Source organism: Micromonospora okii, assembly GCF_020884795.1.
In the GTDB taxonomy this organism is placed as follows: Bacteria; Actinomycetota; Actinomycetes; order Mycobacteriales; family Micromonosporaceae; genus Micromonospora; species Micromonospora okii.
Window position 1 is genome coordinate 445,245 of sequence record NZ_BBZF01000015.1, and the last position, 21,991, is coordinate 467,235.

Annotated in this window: 18 protein-coding genes; 9 read left to right on the forward strand and 9 right to left on the reverse strand. The window is 75.6% G+C overall.

The window, feature by feature from the left end:
* Positions 1–249: a hypothetical protein gene (locus LPU43_RS11485; protein WP_229400264.1), complete on the reverse strand. Its 249-nt coding sequence runs from the start codon at positions 247–249 to the stop codon at positions 1–3.
* A gap of 98 nt (positions 250–347) precedes the next feature.
* Here LPU43_RS11485 and LPU43_RS11490 point away from each other — a divergent pair, with 98 nt between their 5' ends.
* From LPU43_RS11490 to LPU43_RS11505, 4 genes are all read left to right on the forward strand, one after another.
* Entirely contained in the window at positions 348–3,953 is a 3,606-nt protein-coding gene (locus LPU43_RS11490) for an ATP-binding protein (protein WP_229400265.1), read from the forward strand.
* Between the two features lie 44 nt (positions 3,954–3,997).
* Positions 3,998–4,288 (forward strand): hypothetical protein, encoded by a 291-nt coding sequence (locus tag LPU43_RS11495; RefSeq protein WP_229400266.1) that lies wholly within the window; start codon positions 3,998–4,000, stop codon positions 4,286–4,288.
* Positions 4,289–4,424: 136 nt separating this feature from the next.
* Complete coding sequence (locus LPU43_RS11500; protein ID WP_229400267.1) at positions 4,425–5,258, forward strand: DUF308 domain-containing protein; 834 nt, start codon at positions 4,425–4,427, stop codon at positions 5,256–5,258.
* 203 nt (positions 5,259–5,461) lie between these two features.
* Entirely contained in the window at positions 5,462–6,880 is a 1,419-nt protein-coding gene (locus tag LPU43_RS11505; protein WP_229400268.1) for an alpha,alpha-trehalose-phosphate synthase (UDP-forming), read from the forward strand.
* Positions 6,881–6,923: 43 nt separating this feature from the next.
* On the opposite strand, the gene LPU43_RS11510 is transcribed toward LPU43_RS11505, so the two are convergent.
* The 6 genes from LPU43_RS11510 to LPU43_RS11535 form a co-directional block, all read right to left on the reverse strand.
* Positions 6,924–7,739, reverse strand: a complete 816-nt coding sequence (locus tag LPU43_RS11510; protein WP_229400269.1) for an alpha/beta hydrolase — start codon at positions 7,737–7,739, stop codon at positions 6,924–6,926.
* A 228-nt stretch (positions 7,740–7,967) separates the two neighbouring features.
* Entirely contained in the window at positions 7,968–9,374 is a 1,407-nt protein-coding gene (locus LPU43_RS11515; protein WP_229400270.1) for a flavin-containing monooxygenase, read from the reverse strand.
* Between the two features lie 109 nt (positions 9,375–9,483).
* Positions 9,484–10,191: an endonuclease/exonuclease/phosphatase family protein gene (locus tag LPU43_RS11520; RefSeq protein WP_229400271.1), complete on the reverse strand. Its 708-nt coding sequence runs from the start codon at positions 10,189–10,191 to the stop codon at positions 9,484–9,486.
* A gap of 11 nt (positions 10,192–10,202) precedes the next feature.
* Entirely contained in the window at positions 10,203–11,159 is a 957-nt protein-coding gene (locus tag LPU43_RS11525; protein WP_229400272.1) for an ROK family glucokinase, read from the reverse strand.
* 70 nt (positions 11,160–11,229) lie between these two features.
* Entirely contained in the window at positions 11,230–11,925 is a 696-nt protein-coding gene (locus tag LPU43_RS11530; RefSeq protein ID WP_229400273.1) for a hypothetical protein, read from the reverse strand.
* Positions 11,926–11,965: 40 nt separating this feature from the next.
* Positions 11,966–12,421 (reverse strand): SRPBCC family protein, encoded by a 456-nt coding sequence (locus LPU43_RS11535; RefSeq protein ID WP_229400275.1) that lies wholly within the window; start codon positions 12,419–12,421, stop codon positions 11,966–11,968.
* Between the two features lie 119 nt (positions 12,422–12,540).
* Between LPU43_RS11535 and LPU43_RS11540 the strand changes: the two genes are divergently transcribed.
* The 5 genes from LPU43_RS11540 (at position 12,541) to LPU43_RS11560 (ending at position 19,507) form a co-directional block, all read left to right on the forward strand.
* Positions 12,541–14,358, forward strand: a complete 1,818-nt coding sequence (locus LPU43_RS11540) for an AMP-dependent synthetase/ligase (RefSeq protein WP_229400276.1) — start codon at positions 12,541–12,543, stop codon at positions 14,356–14,358.
* A 14-nt stretch (positions 14,359–14,372) separates the two neighbouring features.
* The gene (locus LPU43_RS11545; protein WP_229400277.1) at positions 14,373–16,061 is read left to right on the forward strand and encodes a sensor histidine kinase; all 1,689 of its coding nucleotides are present in this window, start codon (positions 14,373–14,375) and stop codon (positions 16,059–16,061) included.
* A 7-nt stretch (positions 16,062–16,068) separates the two neighbouring features.
* Positions 16,069–16,737, forward strand: a complete 669-nt coding sequence (locus tag LPU43_RS11550; RefSeq protein WP_088972416.1) for a response regulator transcription factor — start codon at positions 16,069–16,071, stop codon at positions 16,735–16,737.
* Positions 16,738–16,926: 189 nt separating this feature from the next.
* The gene (locus LPU43_RS11555) at positions 16,927–17,739 is read left to right on the forward strand and encodes an SAM-dependent methyltransferase (protein ID WP_229400279.1); all 813 of its coding nucleotides are present in this window, start codon (positions 16,927–16,929) and stop codon (positions 17,737–17,739) included.
* A gap of 88 nt (positions 17,740–17,827) precedes the next feature.
* Positions 17,828–19,507 (forward strand): putative bifunctional diguanylate cyclase/phosphodiesterase, encoded by a 1,680-nt coding sequence (locus tag LPU43_RS11560; RefSeq protein ID WP_229400381.1) that lies wholly within the window; start codon positions 17,828–17,830, stop codon positions 19,505–19,507.
* Between the two features lie 65 nt (positions 19,508–19,572).
* Here the strand turns inward: LPU43_RS11560 and LPU43_RS11565 are convergent, their stop codons facing one another.
* Positions 19,573–20,697 carry a glycosyltransferase family 4 protein gene (locus tag LPU43_RS11565; protein WP_229400280.1) on the reverse strand — a complete coding sequence of 375 codons (1,125 nt, stop codon included), beginning with the start codon at positions 20,695–20,697 and terminating at the stop codon, positions 19,573–19,575.
* Complete coding sequence (locus LPU43_RS11570) at positions 20,694–21,953, reverse strand: M48 family metallopeptidase (RefSeq protein WP_229400282.1); 1,260 nt, start codon at positions 21,951–21,953, stop codon at positions 20,694–20,696. Before LPU43_RS11570 ends, LPU43_RS11565 begins: the two co-directional genes overlap by 4 nt.
* Positions 21,954–21,991: the final 38 nt, after the last annotated feature.

Genomic DNA, 21,991 nt, shown 5'->3' on the forward strand with positions numbered 1-21,991 from the left:
TCAGTCGCCCGGCTCGTCCTTCGGCGGCGCGCCCGGGCCGGGGCCGATCTTCTGCGGATCGGTCGGCTTGGTCGTCGACGTGGTGGTGGTGTTGCCCTGGTCGGGGCCCTCGCCCTGACCGTCCGGCGTCTCTACCATGCCCTGCTCCTCCAATGCGGCGAGAGTGACGGCGTCGACCTCGACCGTGTCGCCCGGGGCCCACACGGTCCCGCGCGCATCCGTCCACGGGGCGGACAGTCGTACGTTCACGGCACTCTCCTGACGGTGTCTCCTGAGTGGAAGGTTAGTCTCGCCCGGTCAGCCGGGGAGTCCAGCCGGATATCGGGTAGCCGACTCGGCCGCGCGGCGTGATACTGGGCCCACCTCGCGCTACGGAGCCGACCATCGACCTCAGGTGTGGACACTGCTCACGCGAAGCCGGCCCCGACGACCGCTTCTGCGGCGGGTGCGGGCAGCCGTTGACGCGTGGCTGCGCCCGCTGCGGCCACCCCAACGGCGCGGAGGCCAACTTCTGCACGAGCTGCGGTAACCCCCTGCACGACCGGCCGGTGGTGATCCAGGAGGACCGGCGCCAGGTCAGCGTCCTGTTCATCGACATCGTCGACTTCACGACGTACGCCGAGCGGGCCGACCCGGAGCAGGCGCGCGGCCTCCAGCAGGGCTACTTCACCACCGTGCGCCGGCTGGTGCACCAGTACGGCGGGGTGGTCGAGAAGTACATCGGCGACGCGGTGATGGCGCTGTTCGGCGCGCCGGTGGCCACCGACAACGACGCGCTGCGCTGCGTGCGGGCGGGGCTGGAGCTGCAACGCAACCTGGCCCGCCAGCCCGCCGGCCCGCACCCGCCGCTGGGCTTCCGGGTCGGCATCGCCACCGGGGAGGCCCTGGTCGACCTCTCCGCCGCCCGCGACGGCGGGCAGGGCTTCGTCACCGGCGACGTGGTGAACACGGCGTCCCGGTTGCAGTCCCTGGCCCCCACCGGCGGGGTGGTGGTGGACGAGAGCACCTGGGCGGCCACCCGGCACGACATGGAGTACGACGACCGGCCGCCGGTGACGCTGCGGGGCCGCTCGTCGGTCAGCCGGATCTGGCTGGCCGTCCGGCCGCTGCCGCAGCGGGACCTGACGACCGCCGAGCTGACCCCGATGATCAACCGGGAGCACGAGCGCGGCCTGCTGGTCAACGCCCTGCACCGCACGGTCACGGACCGCACCTCCCAACTGGTCACCGTCTTCGGCCCGGCCGGGGTGGGCAAGAGCCGGCTGCTGCGCGAGCTGGCCCGGCACGCCGCCAGCCTGCCCGGCCCGCCGGTCACCTGGCTGGTCGGCCAGTGCCCGCCGTTCGGGGAGAACGTCACGTACGCCGCGCTCGCCGACATCGTCAAGGGCTGGGTCGGCGTCTCCGACGTCGACGAGGCCGAGGCGCTCGGTGACCGGCTGCGGCAGCGGCTGGGCGGGCTGGGTGACCCGCAGGCCGTCCGGCTGGCGGACCCGCTGCGACCGCTCGTCGGCCTCCCCGGCGAGCGGCTTACCCCGGGCGAGACCGAGGCGTCCTGGCGGCGGTTCCTGCTCGCCCTCGCGGCGGCCGGCCCGACCGTGCTGGTCTTCGAGGACATGCACTGGGCCGACCAGGCGATGCTCGCCTTCGTCGAGCAGTTGGGCGCGGCGGCGCGCGGCGTGCCGCTGCTGGTCCTGGCCAGCGCGCGCCCGGAGCTGCGGGAGCGCCACCCGGCCTGGACCGGCACGATCAGCGGGGCCATGTCGATCTCCGTGCCGCCCATGCACGACTCGGACATCGACACCCTCTACTCCCTGCTGGTCGGGCAGGACGTCCTGCCGCCGGAGTCCCGGGCGCCGCTGATCGAGTTCGCCGACGGCAACCCGCTCTACGCCCAGGAGTACGCGCGGATGCTGCTCGACGGCGGCCTACTCGGCGCGCCCGGGCCGGGCCGGGCGGGGCAGGCCGGCATCCGGGCCATGCCGCGCACCGTGCAGGCGGTCATCGCCAACCGGCTCGACCTGCTCGACCCGGCCGACCGGGCGGTGCTCCAGGCCGCCGCGGTCGTCGGCGTGCAGTTCTGGCCGGGGCCGGTGGCCACCGCGCTCGGCCGGGGCGTGGGGTGGGTCGAGCGGGCGCTGGCCCGGCTGCAACGCCGCGACCTGGTGTACGAGCAGCCCAGCTCCACGATGCCCGGTCAGCCCGAGTACCGGTTCCGGCACATCCTGGTGCGGGACGTCTGCTACCAGCGGCTCCCCCGCGCCGAGCGGGTGCTGCGCCACCAGCGCACCGCCGACTGGCTGGAGCAGGTCACCGACGGCCGGCAGCAGGACCTCGTGGAGGTGCTCGCCAACCACCGCTGGACGGCGCACGAGATCGCCCGCACCGTCGGTCTGGACCCCGCGCCGTACGCCCCGGCGGCACGGGCCGCCCTGCACCGCGCGGCGCGCCGGGCGTACGAGCTGCACGCGCTGGACACCGCCGCGACCCTGGCGGAACGGGCGCTGGCCCTCGCCGGCGGGCCCGACCCGGCCCTGGAGCTCTTCGCCGCCGAGGTGGCGCTCTTCCGCGACGGCGACGCGTTCCTGCTGGCCGACGGCGCGCGGCGGCTGACCCTGCTGACCGAGCGGCTCGCCGGGGCCGGGGAGTGGAGCGGGGCGGCCCGGGCCTGGACGCTGCTGGCCACCGCGGCGTGGAGCCGGGCGGACCGCTCCGAGACCCTGCGCTGCCTGGACCGGGCCATCGGCATCTACGCCGACCTGCCGGACACCGAGGAGAAGGCGGGCGCCCTGCTGGAGCTGGCCCGGGTGCACATGCTCAACGCCGAGACCGACCCGGCGTGCCTGGCGGCCCGGACCGCCGCCGGGCTGGCCGAGCGCCTCCAGCTCCGCGAGGTCAGCGCGAACGCCCGGATCACCCTCGCCGTGGCCCGCTACCTCTCCGGCGTCGGGGAGGCGTACGCGGAGCTGGCCGAGATCACCGAGCACTGCCGGGTGGAGCAGCTCAGCAGCCGACGCCGGGCGGTGCAGAACCTGGCCTGGGCGCTCCAGGAGGAGGGCGACCTGGCGGGGTCGGCGCGGCTGGTGGACGAGCAGCGCTCGCTGGACCTCGGCGGCGAGCACGGCCTCGCCACGAGCTTCGAGGACCAGTGGGGCCGGTCCTACTACGCCGGGGACTGGAACTCGGCGGCCGAGCTGGTCGCCGAGTCGACCCGGCGGCCGACCGGCGAGTGGGACCTGCACATCGTGGCGGTCTCCGGCTGGCTGCGGGCGCTGCGCGGCGACCCCGAGCCGGCCCCGGACCCGGGCGGGGGCGAGAGCGGAATGGACCAGGTGGGGCGGGCGGTCGTCGCCGCGCGGCGCTCCGGCTTCCACCGGGTGCTGCGCTCGACGCTGGCCCACGCCGCGCTGTGCCGGGCCGTGCAGGGGCGCGCCGACGAGGCGCTGCGCCTGCTGGCCGAGCTGGACGAGGACTGGCGGCGCAGCCGGATGATCCCGTTCGCCGAGTGGGTGCCCGCGATCGGGCACGTCGCGGTGGTGCTCGGCGGGGAGGCGGCCGAGCGGGTGCGCGCGCTGCTGGGCCGCTCGCCCCGGATGACGCCCTGGGCGCGGGCCGCCGGGCGGGCGGCGGAGGCGGCGCTGGCCCGCTCGGCCGGCGACGCCCGCGCCGCCGCCGGGCGGTTCCGGTCGGCGGCCGAGGGGTACCGGCGGATGGGCGACGTCACCGACCACATGATCGCCGCCGCGCTCGCGGTGCCGGCCCTGCGCGCGGTGGACCCGGCGGACGCGGCCCGCGTGCTGACCGGGGTACGCGGGTTCGCCGCCCGCAACCGGGCCCCGGGCCTGCTCCGCCTCGCGGAAGCCGGCGCGGATACGGGAACCGGCGCGGGCGCGGGGGCGGGAACCCTCGCGGACGCAGCCGGCGCGGAGGCGGGAACCGGCGCGGGCTCGTCCTGAGCCGGCCCTTGATCCCCTTACCGGCGAAGTGCTCCGCTTTGGCGATGAATGTGACTTTTCGCTTCACCGCCAGCGGCGCGAAGATCGAGTCGGCCAGGGAAAGGTCGTTGCCGGTCGGGATGACCGGACCGGCGTCCGGCACCTGGCGCGGCCCCTCGGCCCGGGGGCGGAAGATCAGCCACGGCGGCGGGCCGCGGATGATGTACTTCATCAGCCAGTACGGCACCGGGTTCCGGGCCGGGCGATGGTGGCGTCACCACCTCGGCCCGGGGTCGTCGGACGAGCCCCGGCGGGCCCTGTGGAGCGCCGTCGGCGAGCGGCACCGCCGGCCGTGAGCCGACGAACCGGGAGCGGCGCGCCACAACGCACTCCCGGAACCGGCCCCCGACGTGTCACGATTCAGGGCACGGCGTACGGGGCGCCGGGGCGTGCGACATGCGCACCGCGAGGTGCGAACGAGGAGGATGTCCGGTGTCAGCGGGTGGGGCCCGCCGGGGGCGGCGGGACAACGGGCTCGACGCGAACGAGTACGCCGTCGCCGGCGACGTGGATCCGCGCGTCGGCGAGCACCTGCTCGACGTGCTGGCCGCCGGCGGCATCGCCGCGTACCTCCAGCCGTCGGCCGACCTGAACCCGGTCACCCGGACCACCACGGTCCCCTCCCGCCCGGTGGACCGGCTCTACGTTGACCGGTCCCACCTGACCACGGCGCGCGACTACCTCACCCAGCTCGCCGACGAGACCCCCGCCGGGCCGTCCCGGGCCGAGCCCGACGTGGACGCCGAGTGGGCCCGCATCGTGGCCGGCTTCCACACCGCGCCGGCCGCCGGGGCGCACCCCTGGCCCGCCGCCGAGGACGTCGACGACGACCCGGCCGAGCCGCCGGCCGGCACCACCGCCCGGGGTGCCGGGGCCGACGAGGGCGCCACCGCCACCGACGTGCGGCGGCTACCGTGGGCGGCCGACGTCTCCGGCGTCTCCGTCGGCCCGGGCCGGCAGGACGAGCCGTCGCTGCTGGACGGGCTGGACACCTTCGGCACCGACCTGCCCGACGACGCGGAGGAGCGCTACACCCCGCCGCCGCCCCCGCCGCTGCCCCGGATCTCCAAGTACGCGGTGGCGGGCGTGCTGGCCATCATGGTGGGCTTCGTGCTCTTCCTGGAGCCGTCGCTGCTGCCGGTGGACTCCTCGGTGGTCACCCTGTTCGGCTTCACCGGCATCCTCGCCGGCTTCGTGACGCTGATCTGGCGGCTGCGCCCCGGCGACTCCGAGGACGACGACCCGGACGACGGCGCCCGGGTCTGACCCCGGCCCGGCACACCGGGTCGACGCCGCGCGGCGGCGCCCCGCCGGCTGCCCGGATTTCGGGACACCCCGCCCCGGACAGGAGGCGTGACAGTGGTGTAACTTACGGTCAGTAGGAATACCGCTGTACGTCACTTCCCTCACTGACTGCCCGGTTGTTCCCTGCTCGCGGTGGTCGGTCTCTGCTGATCGGAATGCCCGAGATGCGACAGAGCTCCCTCGTGGTGGTGGCCAACCGCCTTCCCATCGACGACAGTGTGGCGCCCGACGGCGCCTGCGAGTGGCGACGCAGCCCTGGCGGGCTGGTGACCGCCCTGCACCCCCTCCTCCGACACACCCCCGCCACCTGGGTCGGCTGGGCCGGCGGCACCGGGCCCGCGCCGCGCCTGCCCGACGTCGACCGCGTCCGGATGCAGACCGTGGCGCTGACCGCCGAGGACCTCCGGGACCACTACGAGGGCTTCGCCAACTCGACCCTGTGGCCGCTCTACCACGACGCCGTCGAGCAGCCGGAGTACCACCGCCGCTGGTGGGAGGCGTACCAGCGGGTCAACCGGCGGTTCGCCGAGGCGACCGCCGAGGTGGCCGAGCAGGGCGCGGCGGTCTGGGTGCAGGACTACCACCTGCAACTGGTCCCCGGCGTGCTCCGCGAGCTCCGCCCCGACCTGCGGATCGGCTTCTTCCTGCACGTGCCGTTCCCGCCGCCGGAGCTGTTCATGCAGCTCCCCCGCCGCGCCGAGCTGCTGCGGGGGATGCTCGGCGCCGACCTGATCGGCTTCCAGCGCGCCCAGGCCGCGCACAACTTCGCGCAGCTCGTCGCGAAGGTGCTGGAGCTGCCGGCGACCGACCGGCGGATCAGCGTCGGCGAGCGGGTGGTGCGGGTCGGGGCGTTCCCCGTCTCCATCGACACCGCCGGGATGGCCGCCCTCGCGGACCGCCCGGACGTGGCCGCCCGGGCCCGGCGGCTGCGCCAGGACCTCGGCGACCCCGACCACGTCATCCTCAGCGTCGACCGGATGGACTACACGAAGGGCATCGAGCAGCGGCTCAAGGCGTACAGCGAGCTGCTGGCCAGCGGGCACGTCAAGGTCCGCGACACGGTGCTGGTGCAGGTGGCCGTGCCCAGCCGCGAGCGGGTCACCCAGTACCAGATCCTCCGCGACCGGGTCGAGCGCGAGGTGGGGCGGATCAACGGCGAGTTCGGCCGGGTCGGCGAGCCGGCCATCCACTACCTCACGCAGCCGTTCGACCGGGCCGAGCTGGCCGCGCTCTACCGGATCGCCGACGTGATGGCGGTGACCCCGCTGCGCGACGGGATGAACCTCGTCGCCAAGGAGTACGTGGCCGCGCGGGTGGACGACACGGGCGCGCTGCTGCTCAGCGAGTTCGCCGGGGCGGCGGCCGAGCTGCCGCAGGCGTACCTGGTGAACCCGCACGACCTGGAGGGGCTCAAGCAGGGCCTGCTCTCCGCGCTGCACGCCGACCCGGAGGACGTCACCCCCCGGATGCGGGCGATGCGCGGGCACCTGCACCGCAACGACATCCGGGCCTGGGCGCGCTCCTACCTCAGCGCCCTCGACGAGGGCGGCTCCCTGCTCACGCACATCACCGCCACCGGCTGACCGACCGGCCGGCGCGGCCCGCGCGACGGGCCGCGCCGCCGGGTCAGACCGCCGGGTGCTCCTTCTCCAGCCAGTCCAGGATCGCGTCGATCGGCTCCCGCCAGCGGGCGTCCAGCATCAGGTCGTGCCCCATGCCGGGGAAGAGCAGCGGCGCGCCGCCGTGCCGCCGGGCGGCCCGGGTCAGGGCGACCGGCGGGAGCACCCGGTCGTCCGGGCTGCCCAGCACCAGCACCGGCGGGTCGCCCACGGCCGGCTCCGGGGCGCGGTGGGTCAGCAGTTGCCACTGGGCGCGCCGCCCGGCCCGGCCGAGCCGGGAGACGTACCGGCGGGCCTCGGCGTCGGCCAGCTCGGGGCTGAACAACTGCCGGCGGCTCAGCCGCAGCCCCCCGCCGACCAGGGCGGGCAGGGTGCCGGCGGGGTTGCGGCGCAGGGCGGTGCCCAGCGTCCGCCAGTCGCCGAGCACCGGCGCGACCAGCACCGCCGCGCGGGCCGGGTACCGGGCCAGGGCGTGCCGCACCACCAGGGCCCCCGCGCCGTGCCCCACCAGCACCGCCTGGCGCGGCAGGCTCGCCGCCACCTGCGTCACGTCGTGCGCGTACGCCCGCAGCGTCGCGTCCGGCGCCGGCTCGCTGCCGCCGTGCCCGCGCAGGCTCATCGCGTACGCGGGGAAGCCACGCCGCGCGGTGTGCTCCAGCCAGTGCTCGGCGAAGGCCCACGCGCCGTGCCCGAAGCCGGGCACGAAGAGCAGCGGCGGGCGGCCCGCCTCCAGTTCCGGCAGGGCGCTGAGCACCTCGCGGCGGGCCGGGCGGACCGGGTGGGCCCACTCCCCCGCCCGCATGATCCGCACCCGCTCCGTCACTGGTCCTCCTGTTCGTTCGCGACTGCGGTACTCCGCTGCGCTGCGTTCCTCGCGCTCACCGGACCTCCCCTTCGCTCGCGACTGCGGGACTCCGCTGCGCTGCGTTCCTCGCGCTCACCGGCCCACTCTCGTTCGCGACTGCGGGACTCCGCTGCGCTGCGTTCCTCGCGCTCACCGGCCCACTCTCGTTCACGACTGCGGGACTCCGCTGCGCTGCGTTCCTCGCGCTCACCGGTTCCCCTCCAGGTCGCGCAGCGCGCGCTGCACCGCGCGCAGGTAGTCGGCGTGGCCGACCTCGAACCAGTGCCGGCTGCTGTCGGCGACCCGGCCGGAGTACCGCTCGCCGGCCCCGGCCGCGACCCGCTGCGCGAACGCGGCGGCCCGGTCCGGCCGGGTCAGGCGCAGCGCGAGCAGCCGGGCGAAGAGCACGGTCTGCCAGTGCGACAGGGTGAACAGCCCGGAGTCCGGCTGGAGCAGGCCGGCGACGGCGAGGGTCGGATGGCCGGGGGCGAACGCGTTCAGCCACAGCCGGGGCCGTCCGGAGGCGTCGGCCCCGAGGAGCCCCGGGTCGAGGAACTCGAAGCGCGGCAGGTAGCCGGTGGCGAAGACGACCAGCTCCGGGTCGAACTGGCGGCCGTCGGCCAGCTCCACCGACTTGGCGTGGAAGCGGGCCACGTCCGGCACGGGGGTGATCTGACCGTGGCCGACGTGGTACACGAGCTGGCTGTTGGCGATCGGGTGGGTCTCGTAGACCCGGTGGTCGGGCTTGGGCAGGCCGAACCGGGTCAGGTCGCCGACGGTGAGCCGCAGCGTCCAGTGGTAGAGCCACTGCCGCACGCGCAGCGGCACCCGCAGCGCGATCAGGGCGTCGTTCACCTGGTCGGCGGGGCGGCCGAAGACGTACTTCGGGGCGTACCAGTAGCCGCGGCGGGTGGAGTGCCAGCAGTGGGACGCCTGCTGGGCCGCCTCGACCGCGATGTCGCAGCCGGTGTTGCCGGCCCCGACCACCAGCACCCGCTTGCCGCGCAACTGCGCCGGGTCCTTGTAGGACGAGGCGTGCATGATCTCGCCCCGGAACTCCTCCAGCCCCTCGTAGCCGGGCAGCTTCGGCGACCAGTTGTGGCCGTTGGCGACGACCACGGCCGCGTACCGGGAGGTGCGCTCCGGGCCGTACCCGCCGGTGCTGCGGGTGGTGACGTCCCAGCGGTCGCCGGCCACCGGCGTGACCCGGACGACCTCGGTGCCGAACCAGATGTGCTGGCGCAGGTCGAAGTGGTCGGCGTAGCGCTCGAAGTAGGACAGCAACTGGCTGTGGTGCGGGTAGTCCGGCCAGTCGTCCGGCATCGGGAAGTCGGGGAACTGGGTGAACGGCCGCGACGAGATCAGGTGGGTGCTGGCGTAGACGGGGCTCCGGTCGTGCCGCCAGTTCCACGCGCCGCCGACGCCGGTCTCCCGTTCGTAGCAGTCGACGCCGAAGCCGTGCTCCCTGAGGTTCTTCAGGGCGGTCAGGCCGCTGGCCCCGGCCCCGATGACGCAGACCGTGTCGCCCCGGTCGGAGACCGGGCGGGCCTCCGGGGCCGGGGCGAGCGTCGTCGCGTCCGGCTCGGGGCGGCCGGGCTCGGTGGAGGGGGACACCGGATTCTCCTTAGGTGCGGCACGAGGGGGGCCGGGTCGCTGCGAAATCCTTCCCGTAACCCGACCGGTTTGTCCAGCCCGCCGGAGCGTGGGGCGCCCCCTCGCCCCGTCAGTCGGCGGGCGGCAGCAGCAGGTCGACCAGGACCGGGAAGTGGTCGCTGGCCTGCCGGGTCTGCGGGGTGTCCACCACGTCGTAGTCGACCACGGTGATCCGGGGGTCGACGAAGACCGCGTCGATGCGCCGGCGCGGGTCGGCGCACGAGTAGGTGAGCCGGTCGGCGCGGTCCGCCGCCACCGCCGCGTCGGTCAGCCCGTCGGCCACCGTCGCCCACGCCGGCCCGTCCGGGCCCTCGTTGAGGTCCGCGCCGGCCACCACCGGCAGCTCGGCGGCGGCCAGCTCCCGCTTGAACGCCGCCGCCTGGGCGGGGCGCTCGGCCGGGTCGGTGGAGAGGTGCGAGCCGGCCAGCAGGAACCGGGCCGCGCCCACCCGGCAGTCGGCGTACGCGGCACCGCGCAGGTGCCGGCCCGGGGTCAGCGGGTAGCGCTGGCAGCGGGTGTCGAGCACCCGCACCCGCAGGCTGGTCAGCAGCAGGTTGCCCAGCGACGGCAGCCCGCCGGCGGCGACCACCAGCCCGAACGACTCGGCGAGCGCGGCCGACTTCTGCCGCCACCGGAACCGCCGGGGGGCCTCCTGCACGATCACCACGTCGGGCGCGGCGGCGCGGACCACCGCCGCCAGCGCGGCGGTGTCGTCACGTTGACTGTGCACGTTGTACGACACGACGCGCAGCGGCACGCCGCCCGGTTTTCCGGTCATCGTCGCCCTCCTCAGAGCCGGCGGGCCAGGTCGGCCGCGCCGATCACGCCGGCGGTGTTGCCCAGCTCGGCGGGGCGCACCTCGGCGACGGGGAGCCGGCTGCGCTGGGCCAGCGCGTCGGCGTAGGAGCGCCGGGTCGGGCCGAGCAGCAGGTCGCCGGCCTCCACGACGCCGCCGCCGACGACGAGGACCTGCGGGTCGAGAATCTGCGCCATGTCGGCGAGGCTGGTGCCGAGCCAGCGCCCGACCTGGGCGAACGCCTCGGCGGAGACCGGGTCGCCGCCCTGCGCGGCGGCGGTGACCATCGGGCCGGTGACGGCCTCGGCCTCGCCCCCGGCCAGCTCCAGCAGGGCGGTGGCCCGGTGCGGCTCCTGCCGGGCGGCGGCGCGGGCGAACCGGACCAGGGCGCTGCCGCTGGCGTACTGCTCGATGCAGCCGAGCCGGCCGCAGCCGCACTGATGGCCGTCGGGGACGGTGAGCATGTGCCCCAACTCGGCGGCGATGCCGTGGGCGCCGCGCACCAGCTCGCCGCCGAGCACGATGCCGCCGCCGACGCCGGTGCCGATGGTGAACATGATCATGGAGTCGTCGGCGTCCCGGGCCGCGCCGTAGCGGAACTCGGCCCAGGCGGCCACGTTCCCGTCGTTCTCGACGATCACCGGCAGGCCGGTGGCCCTGCTGACGTACTCGCGCAGGGGCTCGTCGCGCCAGGCCAGGTTGGGGGCGAACAGGACGGTGGAGCGGCTGGCGTCGATCCAGCCGGCCGCGCCGATGCCGACCGCGCCGACCTGCCGGCCGGCGGCGAGCTCGGTGACCACCTCGATGATGACGTCCCGGGTCTTGCCGACGTCGTCGGCGGGGGTGTCCCGTCGGGTCTGCACGAGTACCTTGCCGGTGTCGTCGACGACACCGGCGGCCACCTTCGTGCCACCGACGTCGACCCCGATGGTCAGCGTCACCGCTGCCACTCCCCTCTGCTGTGCCGCCCCGGCACCGTCACGGCGAACCGCGCCGCCGGTGGATCGGGATGTCCGGTGGTCAGGCCCCGTCGCCTGGTGCGTCCCCGCCCGCGTCCCCGGGCGTCCGCGAGGCGGGCGCCACGGGTCGGCCGACCGTCGGCCGGGCTGCCCCCGGCGCGTCCGGCCCGGCGTCCTCGGCGGGTGACACGACGGCAGCCGGAGCGCCCGAACCCTCCCCCCGGGTCGCGGCGGACCAGACGTCCCGCTCCGGTGCCGGCTGAGAATCATGCCCGGTGCGGGTGGCCTCGCGCCACACGTGGTCGCCCGGCGGCTGCTCCGCCCCGGTCCGGGGCGACGGCGGCGTGACGTCGTCGGGCTCCCCCGGGCGGTCGTGGGGCTCCCCCGGGCGGTCGGCGGGGTCGCCGGCCGAGGCGAACGCGCGCAGCAGGCTGGCCACCCCGGCGGCCAGGTCGCCGGCCCCGGTGGCGAGCCGCTCGGCGAACTCGGGGCTCGGGTCGCGCAGCGCCGCGATGCCCCGGCAGACCGGGCAGACGCAGCACTCGGGCGTGCCGGTGGCGAAACCACCGTGGCCCGCCCCGTCGGCCCGCCCCGGGCCGACGCCGTGGCCGAGGACACCCGACACGAGGCCGCCGAGCGAACCCCACGAACCCGACCGGGAACCGCCGCCCGCGCCGGCCAGGCGGGCCGCCGCCAGCACCGTGGCGACCAGCCGCTCCGCCTCCTGCCGGGCCGAGCCCGGATCCGTACCCCCCATGGTCGGCTCCTCTACCGTGACGACCGTGCCGCCGCTGGCGTCACCGCGCCGCACCGGCCTCTTCTACCCGGCGCTTGAGCTCCCTCAACGCCGTATCCATGATCATTTTTTCGGCCTTGCGGCGGAACATGCCGAGCATGCCGACGGAGAGCTCCACCTCCAGGGTGTAGGTCACCGTGGTCGTGCCGTCCGGGTTGCCCACCAGGTCGTACGACCCGCGCTGGGAGCGCTGCATCTTCGAGGGGCCCACGAGGTGCCACTCGACGCGGGTCAGGTCCTCCGCGTACTCGTAGGCGAGGACGTACTCGTCGACCAGCACGCCGGCGTCCATCGTGAAACGGACCTGGCTGGCGTAGCCGTCCTCGTACTCCTCGACCACCTCGACGCGGCGTATCGCCTCGGCCCACTCCGGGTACCGCGCGAAGTCGCAGATGATCGCCGCCACCCGCTCCGGTGACGCGCCGATGATGATCGACTGGGTGGAGGAGTCCGCCATGCAGGGAGGCTACCGGCAACCTGGCTGGCGCACCCACCTGGGCGGGCGGGTAGGTTTCACCAGGGCCGGCCCGTCCGAGGCGCGGTCGGCCCGGCCAGTGCGAGCACGAGGGAGTGCAGGTGCGCGAGTTCTCCGTTCCGTCGATCGTCACCGTCGGCGACTCGGCCAACCTCACCGACCCGGTCTGGGCCAACGCCGAGGCGGCCCCGGACGCCGTCCAGTTCGTCCGCCCCGCCGGGCCGGGCGACGCGCCGGGCGCGGGCCGCGTCGACGTCACCTGCCGGCAGTTCCGCGACGAGGTCGTCGCGGTGGCCCGCGGCCTGGTCGCGGCCGGGGTCTCCCCCGGCGACCGGGTGGCCCTGATGAGCCGCACCCGCTACGAGTGGTCCCTTTTCGACTACGCGATCTGGGCGGCCGGCGCGGTCACCGTGCCGATCTACGAGACCTCCAGCGCCGAGCAGGCCGCCTGGATCCTGGCCGACTCCGGCGCGGTCGCCGCCGTGGTGGAGACCGCCGGGAACGCCGGCTGCCTCGCCGGGGTGCGCGACCGGCTCCCCGAGCTGGTGAAGGTCTGGCAGATCGACTCGGGCGCGGTCGACGAGCTGGTCGCCACCGGCGCCTCGGTCGACGCCGCCGAGATCGACCGCCGCCGCGCGGCGGTGCGGGCCGACGACATGGCCACCATCGTCTACACCAGCGGCACCACCGGCCGCCCCAAGGGCTGCGTGCTGACCCACCGCAACATGTACGCCGACATCGCCAACGCGGTGCCCGTGCTGCCCAACCTCTTCCTCCAGCCGGGCGCGTCGACCCTGCTGTTCCTCCCGCTCGCGCACGCCTTCGCCCGGCTCATCCAGATCGGCGTGGTGCACGCCCGGGCCACCATGGCGCACTGCTCCGACCCCAGGAACCTGCTCCCCGAACTCCAGGCGTTCAAGCCGACCTTCGTCCTGTCGGTGCCCCGGGTCTTCGAGAAGGTCTACAACGGGGCGCGGCAGAAGGCCGAGGCCGACGGCAAGGGCAAGATCTTCGACCGGGCCGAGCAGGTCGCCGTCGCGTACAGCGAGGCCCTGGAGAAGCCGGGCGGGCCGGGCCTGGCGCTGCGTCTGCAGCGCGCGGTCTTCGACAAGCTGGTCTACCGCAAGCTGCGGGCGGCCCTCGGCGGCCGGTGCCGCGACGCGATCTCCGGCGGCGCGCCGCTGGGCGCCCGGCTGGGCCACTTCTTCCGCGGCATCGGGGTGACGGTCTACGAGGGGTACGGCCTCACCGAGACCTCCCCCGCCGCCGCCGCGAACCTGCCCGACGCCATCCGCATCGGCACGGTCGGCCGCCCCCTGCCCGGGGTGGCCGTCCGGATCGCCGAGGACGGCGAGATCCTCGTCTCCGGCGACCTGGTCTTCCGGGGCTACTGGCGCAACGAAGACGCCACCGCCGAGGTGCTCGACGCCGACGGCTGGTTCCACACCGGCGATCTGGGGCAGCTCGACGCCGACGGGTTCCTCGGCATCACCGGGCGGAAGAAGGAGATCATCGTGACCGCCGGCGGCAAGAACGTCGCCCCGGCGGTGCTGGAGGACCAGGTCCGGGCGCACCCGCTGATCAGCCAGTGCGTCGTCGTCGGCGACCGGCAGCCGTTCATCGCGGCGCTGGTCACCATCGACGAGGAGGCGCTGCCCAAGTGGCTGGAGGCGCACGGCCGGCCGGCGGGCGCCGACGTGGCGGACCTGCGCGACGACGAGGCGCTGCGGGCCGAGGTGCAGGGCGCGATCGACCAGGCCAACCGGGCGGTCTCCAAGGCCGAGGCGATCAAGGTGTTCCGCATCCTGCCGCGCGACTTCACGGAGAGTACCGGAGAGATGACTCCGTCGCTGAAGGTCAAGCGGCAGGTCGTGCACAAGACGTACGCGGCGGAGATCGCGGACATCTACCAACGCTGACTACCATCCGTCACGTGCCCGCCTCTCCGACACCCGTCCGGCCGCCCACCCGGCCGCTCGCCACGGCCGCGCGCGTGGTCATGCTCGCGCTGGTCGCCCTCCTGACCCTCTTCGCCACCCGGGACGCCACCGCGCTCTGGTGGATCCTCCTGCTCGGCGTCGCGGGGCTGCCCGCCGCCCTCGCCCCCGGGCACCGGCTGCTCGGCCCGCTCAGCCGCTTCGCCGAGGTGGTGGTCCTGGGCCTGGCCGCGAGCCAGGTCGCCGCCGCCGCCACCCTCGGCGGCGGGCTGGGCGCCTCGGCCGTGCTGCCGTACCTCGCCGTCCCGGTGACCGTGACCGCGCTGCGCCGCCGGTTCCGCGAGGGCGCGGCGCTGCTCGCCGTCGCCGCCGCCACCCTGCTGGTCAGCGCCGCGCTCACCCAGGCCGACGGGGGCCGCCAACTCGGCCAGACCGGGTACCTCGCGGTCTGCGCCCAGTGGCTGATCCTCGCCGGGCTGGGGCTCTACACCGCCGGCACCCTGCACCGGGTGATGCGGGTGCGCGGCGAGGGCAAGCCCCAGCCGTACGCCGAGGCGACCCGGCTGCTCACCCAGCTCCGCACGGTGGCCCGCCAGCTTCCCGGGGCGACCCTCGACCCGGGCGGCATCTCCGAGCACCTGCTGGAGGAGCTGCGCACCGTGGCCCCCACCGACCGGGCGGCGGTGCTGTCGGCCAGCGGCGGCGGCCGGCTGGTGGTGCTCGCCCAGATCGGCGTGGACCGGGTCGACTGGGAGACCACCCTCGACGCGGACTCGGCGATCGCCGACGCCTGGGCCAGCCAGCAGCCGCAGACCGCCGCCCGCTCGCAGGCGCGCTCGCACACCGGCGGGGACGTCTCGGCGCTGATCGTGCCGCTGGTCGCCGGGGTCCGCACCGTCGGGCTGATGGTGCTAGAGGCCGACTCCGCGCAGGCGTACCCGCCGCCGGTGGTGGCCCGGGTGACCGCGCTGACCCGCCCGGCCGCCCTGCGGCTGGAGGCCGCGCTGCTCTTCGACGAGGTGCGGTCGCTGGCCACCAACGAGGAGCGGCAGCGGCTGGCCCGGGAGATCCACGACGGGGTCGCGCAGGAGCTGGTGATGGTCGGGTACGGCATCGACAACGCCCTGGCCTACGTCGAGGACGACCCGAAGGAGACCGCCGAGGCGCTGCGCACGCTGCGCCAGGAGGTGACGCGGGTGATCACCGAGCTGCGGTTGAGCCTGTTCGAGCTGCGCAGCGAGGTGGACCGGCACGGCGGGCTGGCCGCCGCGATCGCCGAGTACGCCCGCACGGTCGGCGCGTCCGGCGGGCTGCGGGTGCACCTGTCGCTGGACGAGTCCACCGCCCGGCTGCCCGCCGCCACGGAGGCCGAGCTGCTGCGCATCGCCCAGGAGGCGGTCACCAACGCGCGCAAGCACGCCGGGGCGTCGAACCTGTGGGTCACCTGCGAGGTGGACCCGCCGTACGCGCAGATCGAAGTGTCGGATGACGGTCACGGCATCGGTGAGCAGCGCACGGAGGGGCACTACGGCCTTGCGATCATGGCCGAGAGGGCGGAACGTATCCGGGGCCGGTTGGAGATCAGGCCGCGGCAACCCAGCGGCACGACCGTGGCGGTGGTTCTCGGCTCCTCGCCCCGGCGCGATAGGGTGCGCGGCAACGCGGCAGCAGCAGAAGGGGAGTAACCCGAGGATGACCACAAGCCCGACACCGGCGACCCGCACCAAGGTCCTCCTGGTCGACGACCACGACCTGATCCGCAAGGGGCTGCGGCACGCCTTCGAGCGGGACCGGCAGTTCGAGGTCGTCGGTGAGGCCGCCACGGCGGCTGAGGGCGTACGGCAGGCCGGCGCGCTCCAGCCCGACGTGGTGATCATGGACCTGCGGCTGCCCGACGGCAGTGGCCTGGAGGCCACCCGGGCGCTGCGCAAGTCCAGCGCCACGATGGGCATCGTCGTGCTCACCATGTACGCCGGCGACGACCAGCTCTTCGGCGCCCTGGAGGCCGGGGCGAGCGCGTTCGTGCCGAAGACCGCCCCGGCCGACGAGGTCGTGGCCGCCGCCCGGCACGCCGCCTCCTCGCCGAGCGCGTTCACCGCCGCCGACCTGGCCGAGGCGATGAAGCGGCGGCTCGCCCCGTCCGGCCCGCAGCTCTCCCCCCGCGAGGGTCAGGTGCTGCGGCTGCTCGCCGACGGCATGAGCGTGGCCGGGATCGCCAAGCAGCTCTTCGTCAGCGAGTCGACGGCCAAGACCCACATCTCGAAGCTCTACGAGAAGCTGGGCGCGGCCAACCGGGCGCAGGCGCTCATGACGGCGCTGCGGCTCGGCCTGCTCGAGGCGCCGGACGCCCCGAAGTTCTGACCGCTTCCCCGCCCGGCCGACCGTCCGGGGGTCTCCGCGACGGCCGGCCGGTCCGGTCCACGGGATCCTCCGCCCGGTCGGCCGGGCGGGCGGCTTCCCTCTCTGGTCACCCGCACGGCGGGCGGGCAGAATACCCGGGTGACCCGCGCGGGCGGCGTGGCCCGCGCCGTTGACCAAAGGGGTAAGGGCATGCAGCGGCCGGACTGGGCACCCGACACCATCGACATCGAACGCCCCAGCGTGGCCCGCATGTACGACTACTATCTCGGCGGCTCGCACAACTTCGCCGCCGACCGCACCGCCGCCCGCGCCATGGTCGACGCCGTGCCCGAGGCGCCGCTGATGGCCCAGGCCAACCGGGCGTTCCTGCGCCGGGCGGTGCACTTCCTCTCCGAGGCGGGCGTCCGCCAGTTCCTCGACATCGGCTCCGGCATCCCGACGGTCGGCAACGTGCACGAGATCGCCCAGCGGATCGACCCGCAGGCCCGGGTGGTCTACGTCGACGTCGACCCGGTCGCGGTGGCGCACAGCCGGGAGATCCTCAGCGGCAACGACCGGGCCGCCGTGATCCGGGAGGACCTGCGCCACCCCGAGCGCATCCTCGCCCACCCCGAGCTCCGTGGGATGCTCGACCTCACCCAGCCGGTCGCGGTGATGATCGTGGCGGTGCTGCACTTCGTCCACGACGACGACCGGCCGGCCGAGATCCTGCGCACCCTGCGCGAGGCGCTGGCCCCGGGCAGCTACCTGGTGCTCTCCCAGGCCAGCGACGAGGGGCGGCGCGACACGGGCGAGCGGGACGAGGCCGAGCGGGTCTACCGACGCACCGACAGCCCGCTGGTCATCCGCAGCCGGGCCGAGCTGACCCGCCTCTTCGACGGCTTCGAGCTGGTCGACCCGGGCGTGGTCTGGGTGCCGCAGTGGCGGCCGGAGACGCCGGAGAGCGCGGAGGACGCCGAGAAGGCGGTCTTCATGGGCGGCGTCGGGCGGCTCGGTGGATGAGCGGTCCGACGGCGCGACGGGGGCGGGGCAGCCCGGGGCGTTCGCCCGGGCCTGGGCCAGGGCCGTCTCCGGAACGAGCTACCTGCCGATGACGCAAGCCCAGTTGGAGGAGCTGTTGCAACGGCTGACGGACCGGCTCTCCGAGGCCCTGGTCTCCGAGCCGTTCGACCCGCGCGTCGGCTACCAGATCGGTGCGGAGCTGGTCGAGGCGCACGTCGCCTCCGCCGAGGGGCTGGGCCGCACCGTCGAGGTCGTCCAGCTCCGGCTGCTGCGTGACCTCGGGCTGGTCGCCGAGGACGTCGAAGAGGACCGGATGGCCCGGCTGCTGGCCAGCGTCGCCACCGGCTACGCCCGCGCCCTGCGGGACCGGACGCTCGACGAGCAGGAGTCGATCCGCCGGGCCGCGATGGTGGCCCGCGCCCAGGCCGAGCGGGCGCTGCGGGAGAGCGAGGCCCGGTTCCGCCACCAGGCCACCCACGACCCGCTGACCGGCCTGCCCAACCGCACGCTGTTCACCGAGCGGCTCGCCGCCGCGCTCGACGGGCCGGGCCGGGCCACCGACCGGGTCGGCGTCTGCTTCCTCGACCTGGACCGCTTCAAGGTGGTCAACGATTCCCTCGGCCACCAGGTCGGCGACCGGCTGCTGGTCTCCGTCGCCGACCGGCTGCGCCTGACCCTCGGGGGGCACCTGGTCGCCCGTCTCGGCGGTGACGAGTTCGTCGTCCTGGTCGAGCGCACCACCTGCACCGACGACGCGGTGAAGGTGGCCGAGGCGGCGCTGACCGCGGTGAGCGAGCCGGCCCTGGTCGACGGGCACGAGCTGACGGTCTCGGCGAGCATCGGCATCGTCGAGCGCCCGGTGGCCGGCACGAGCCCGGTCGACCTGATGCGGGCCGCCGACAGCACCCTGCACTGGGCCAAGGCGGCCGGCGGGGCCCGCTGGACGCTGTTCGACGCCGACCGCAACCGTCAGGAGCTGGAGCGGTGGGCCCTGTCGGCGGCGATTCCGGGGGCCCTGGAGCGGGGCGAGTTCTATCTGGACTACCAGCCGCTGACCTCGCTGCGCGACGGCGTCGTGATCGGGGCCGAGGCGCTGGTGCGCTGGCGGCACCCCGAGTTCGGCGAGCTGCGCCCCGACAGCTTCATCGGGCTGGCCGAGGAGACCGGGCTGATCGTCCCGCTCGGCGGCTGGGTGCTCGCCGAGGCGTGCCGGGAGGCGGCGACCTGGTCGCCGGCCGGTGCGCCCGCGCCGTTCGTCAGCGTCAACCTGGCGGTCCGTCAGGTGCACCGCCCCGGGCTGGTGCAGGAGGTGGTCGACGTGCTGGAGCGCACCGGCCTGCCGCCCGGGCGGCTCCAGTTGGAGGTCACCGAGAGCGCCATGATGAGCGCCGTCGAGGAGCCGGTACGCGCCCTGGGGGTGCTGGCCGACCTCGGCGTGCGCATCGCCATCGACGACTTCGGCACCGGCTACTGCAACCTGTCCTATCTGCGGGACCTGCCGGTGACCGAGCTGAAGGTGGCCGGCCAGTTCGTGGCGGGGCTGCGCGCCCCGGCGGACGACCCGGCGAGCCGCACCGACGAGCGCATCCTCGCCTCGCTGGTGTCGCTGGCGCACGCGCTGGAACTGACGGTCACCGCCGAGGGGGTGGAGACGGAGGGGCAGGCCGAGCGGCTGCGCGCCATCGGCTGCGACACCGCGCAGGGCTGGCACTTCGGCCGCCCCGGCCCCGCCGCCCGCCTCCTGGAGCACCCGGCCCGCCCGGCCTGAGCGCCCCGACCGCCGCCGCACCGTCCCACACGGACGGGGCGGCGCGGGTGTCCACCCCGGACGGGTCAGCCGGCGAGGAGGGCGGCCATCCGGGCGGCCTGGGTCTCCCAGCGCCACTCCCGCTCCACCCAGGCGCGGCCCGCCGCGCCGAGCTGCCGGGCCAGGTCCCGGTCGGCGAGCAGGGTCGCCACCCGGTCGGCCAGCCGGGCGACGTCGCGGCCCGGGACGACGTACCCCGTCTCGCCCTCGCGGACCGCGTCCGGCGCGCCCCCGGAGTCGCCGGCCACCACCGGCAGCCCGGTCGCGGACGCCTCCAGGTAGACGATGCCGAGCCCCTCGACGTCCAGGCCCCGGTTGCGGGTGCGGCAGGGCATCGCGTAGACGTCACCGGCGGCGTAGTGGGCCGGCAGCTCGGCCGAGGGCACCGAGCCGGTGAAGACCACGTCCCGCTCCACCCCGGTCTGCCGGGCCAGCTTCTCCAGCGCCCCCCGGTGCGGGCCGCCGCCGACCACCAGCAGCGCGGCGTCGGGCACCCGGCGGCGGATCTCCGGCAGGGCCCGGATCAGCGTGTCCTGGCCCTTGCGCGGCACCAGCCGGGAGACGCAGACCACGACGGGCCGGTCCGCGAGCCCGAGCCGGGCCCGCACCGGCTCGCCGTCGACCGAGGGGTGGTACGTGTCGACGTCCACGCCCGGGGCCAGCCGGCGCAGCTCGGTCAGCCCGTGCAGCGCCCGCTCCAGCCGGACCCGGGTGTAGTCGCCGAGGTAGGTGACCACGTCGGCGCCCCGCCCGATGCGGCGCAGCGCGGTGCGGGCGGCCGGCAGCGCCGCCCAGCCCACCTCGTGCCCGTGGGTCAGGGCCACCACCCGGCCGATCCCGGCGCGGCGGCGCAGCCCGGCGGCGAGCAGCCCGAGCGGGGCCGCCGCCCCGAACCAGACCGTGTCGCAGCCGCGCTCGCGGGCCAGCCGGGCGGCCCGGCGGGCGATCAGCGGGGTGGGCAGCAGCACCCGGGTGCGCTCCCGGACCACCTCGAACGGCTGGTCGGCGTCGAACTTCTCCGCCCCCCGCCAGCTCGACGCGTAGACCACCACGGAGCCGGAGGGCTGGCGGAGGGCGAGGTGGTGCACGAAGGACTGGATGCCGCCCGGGCGGGGCGGGAAGTCGTTGGTGATCAGCAGCGTGCGGCTCATCGGCCGGCCTCCCTGGCGTAGGCGCGGGCGGCGGCCATCCGCTCGACCGTGGACGGGTGCGACGCCGAGTAGAGGAACTCCCAGCGGGGCGGGTCGGGGTCGGCCAGGTTCACCCCGGCCAGCCGGCGCTGCATCGCCTCGAAGGTGGCCGGGTCGCCGGTGAGGGCGAGGGCGTGCGCGTCGGCGCGGGCCTCGACCCGGCGGGAGACCGCCGCCTGGACCGGGGTGGCCACCAGACCGGCCATCGTGACCAGGGCGATGACCAGCGGGAACGCCCGTGGCTCGGCGATCGAGTCGACGCCGGCCAGGCGCAGCAGCGGGCCGGCGGAGCCGAGCAGGTAGAGCGCGACGACGGCCGCCGCCGCGCCCAGCGCCCCGGTGAGGGTGCCGGTGAGGACGTCCCGCTCCCGGGCGTGCCCCAGCTCGTGGGCGACCACGCTGGTCACCTCGGCCGGGGTCGCCTCGCGCAGCAGGGTGTCGTAGACGACGACCCGGCGGGTCGGCCCGAACCCGGAGACGTAGGCGTTGACCGCCCGGGTGCGGCGGGACGCGTCGGCCACCAGCACGTCGCGCACCGGCACCTGGTCCCGGGCCGCCAGGGCGGTCAGCTCGGTGCGCAGCGGGCCCGGCTCCATCGGGGTGAACCGGTTGAACACCGGCTCCACGAGCACCGGCAGCACGAACGACAGCAGCACCACCAGCCCGGCCGCGCCGGCCGCGCCGAGCGCCCACCACCAGCGCGGGGCGAGCCGGGTGACGGTGTAGAAGCCGAGCAGGGCGACCGCGCCGATCACGGCGCTGACCGCGTACGACTTGAGCAGGTCGACCGTCCAGCCGGCCCAGCCCTGGGTGCTCAGCCCGTACCGGGTGAGGATCGTCTGCCGCCAGGCGGCCAGCGGCAGGGTGAACAGGTCTGCGACGAAGAGCACGGCCATCGCGCCGAGGACGGCCTGGGCGGTCCAGTGGCCGCCGAACGGGCGGGCCACCAGCTCGACCAGGCGACCGCCCAGCGGGGTGAGCCCGAACGCCAGGGCGACGAGCAGGCCGACGGCGAGGGCGGCCCAGCCGCCGGGGCGCAGCGCCGAGCGGAACTCCCGACCCCGGGCGACCTGCTCGGCGGGGAGGTCGCGCAGGGCGGCGAGCTGGTCGACGCGGGGCGCCGGCGGGCGGCTCCACGGGACCAGCAGCGCAGCGGCGACGACCAGCGCGACCACGAGGCCGGCCAGGGTCAGCAGCGCCCAGCCGCGCGGGGTCACCTCGGTGCCCCGCCGCGAGCGGGGCTGCCGCCTCGACG

Excerpts from the sequence above, each read along its gene's own strand:
- LPU43_RS11495 (WP_229400266.1), top strand. The coding sequence starts at position 3,998 with ATGAATGTGACTTTTCGCTTCACCGCCAGCGGCGCGAAGATCGAGTCG.
- LPU43_RS11505 (WP_229400268.1), top strand. The coding sequence starts at position 5,462 with ATGCGACAGAGCTCCCTCGTGGTGGTGGCCAACCGCCTTCCCATCGAC.
- LPU43_RS11520 (WP_229400271.1), bottom strand. The coding sequence starts at position 10,191 with ATGACCGGAAAACCGGGCGGCGTGCCGCTGCGCGTCGTGTCGTACAAC.
- LPU43_RS11530 (WP_229400273.1), bottom strand. The coding sequence starts at position 11,925 with ATGGGGGGTACGGATCCGGGCTCGGCCCGGCAGGAGGCGGAGCGGCTG.
- LPU43_RS11535 (WP_229400275.1), bottom strand. The coding sequence starts at position 12,421 with ATGGCGGACTCCTCCACCCAGTCGATCATCATCGGCGCGTCACCGGAG.
- LPU43_RS11550 (WP_088972416.1), top strand. The coding sequence starts at position 16,069 with ATGACCACAAGCCCGACACCGGCGACCCGCACCAAGGTCCTCCTGGTC.
- LPU43_RS11555 (WP_229400279.1), top strand. The coding sequence starts at position 16,927 with ATGCAGCGGCCGGACTGGGCACCCGACACCATCGACATCGAACGCCCC.
- LPU43_RS11560 (WP_229400381.1), top strand. The coding sequence starts at position 17,828 with ATGACGCAAGCCCAGTTGGAGGAGCTGTTGCAACGGCTGACGGACCGG.
- LPU43_RS11565 (WP_229400280.1), bottom strand. The coding sequence starts at position 20,697 with ATGAGCCGCACGCTGCTGATCACCAACGACTTCCCGCCCCGCCCGGGC.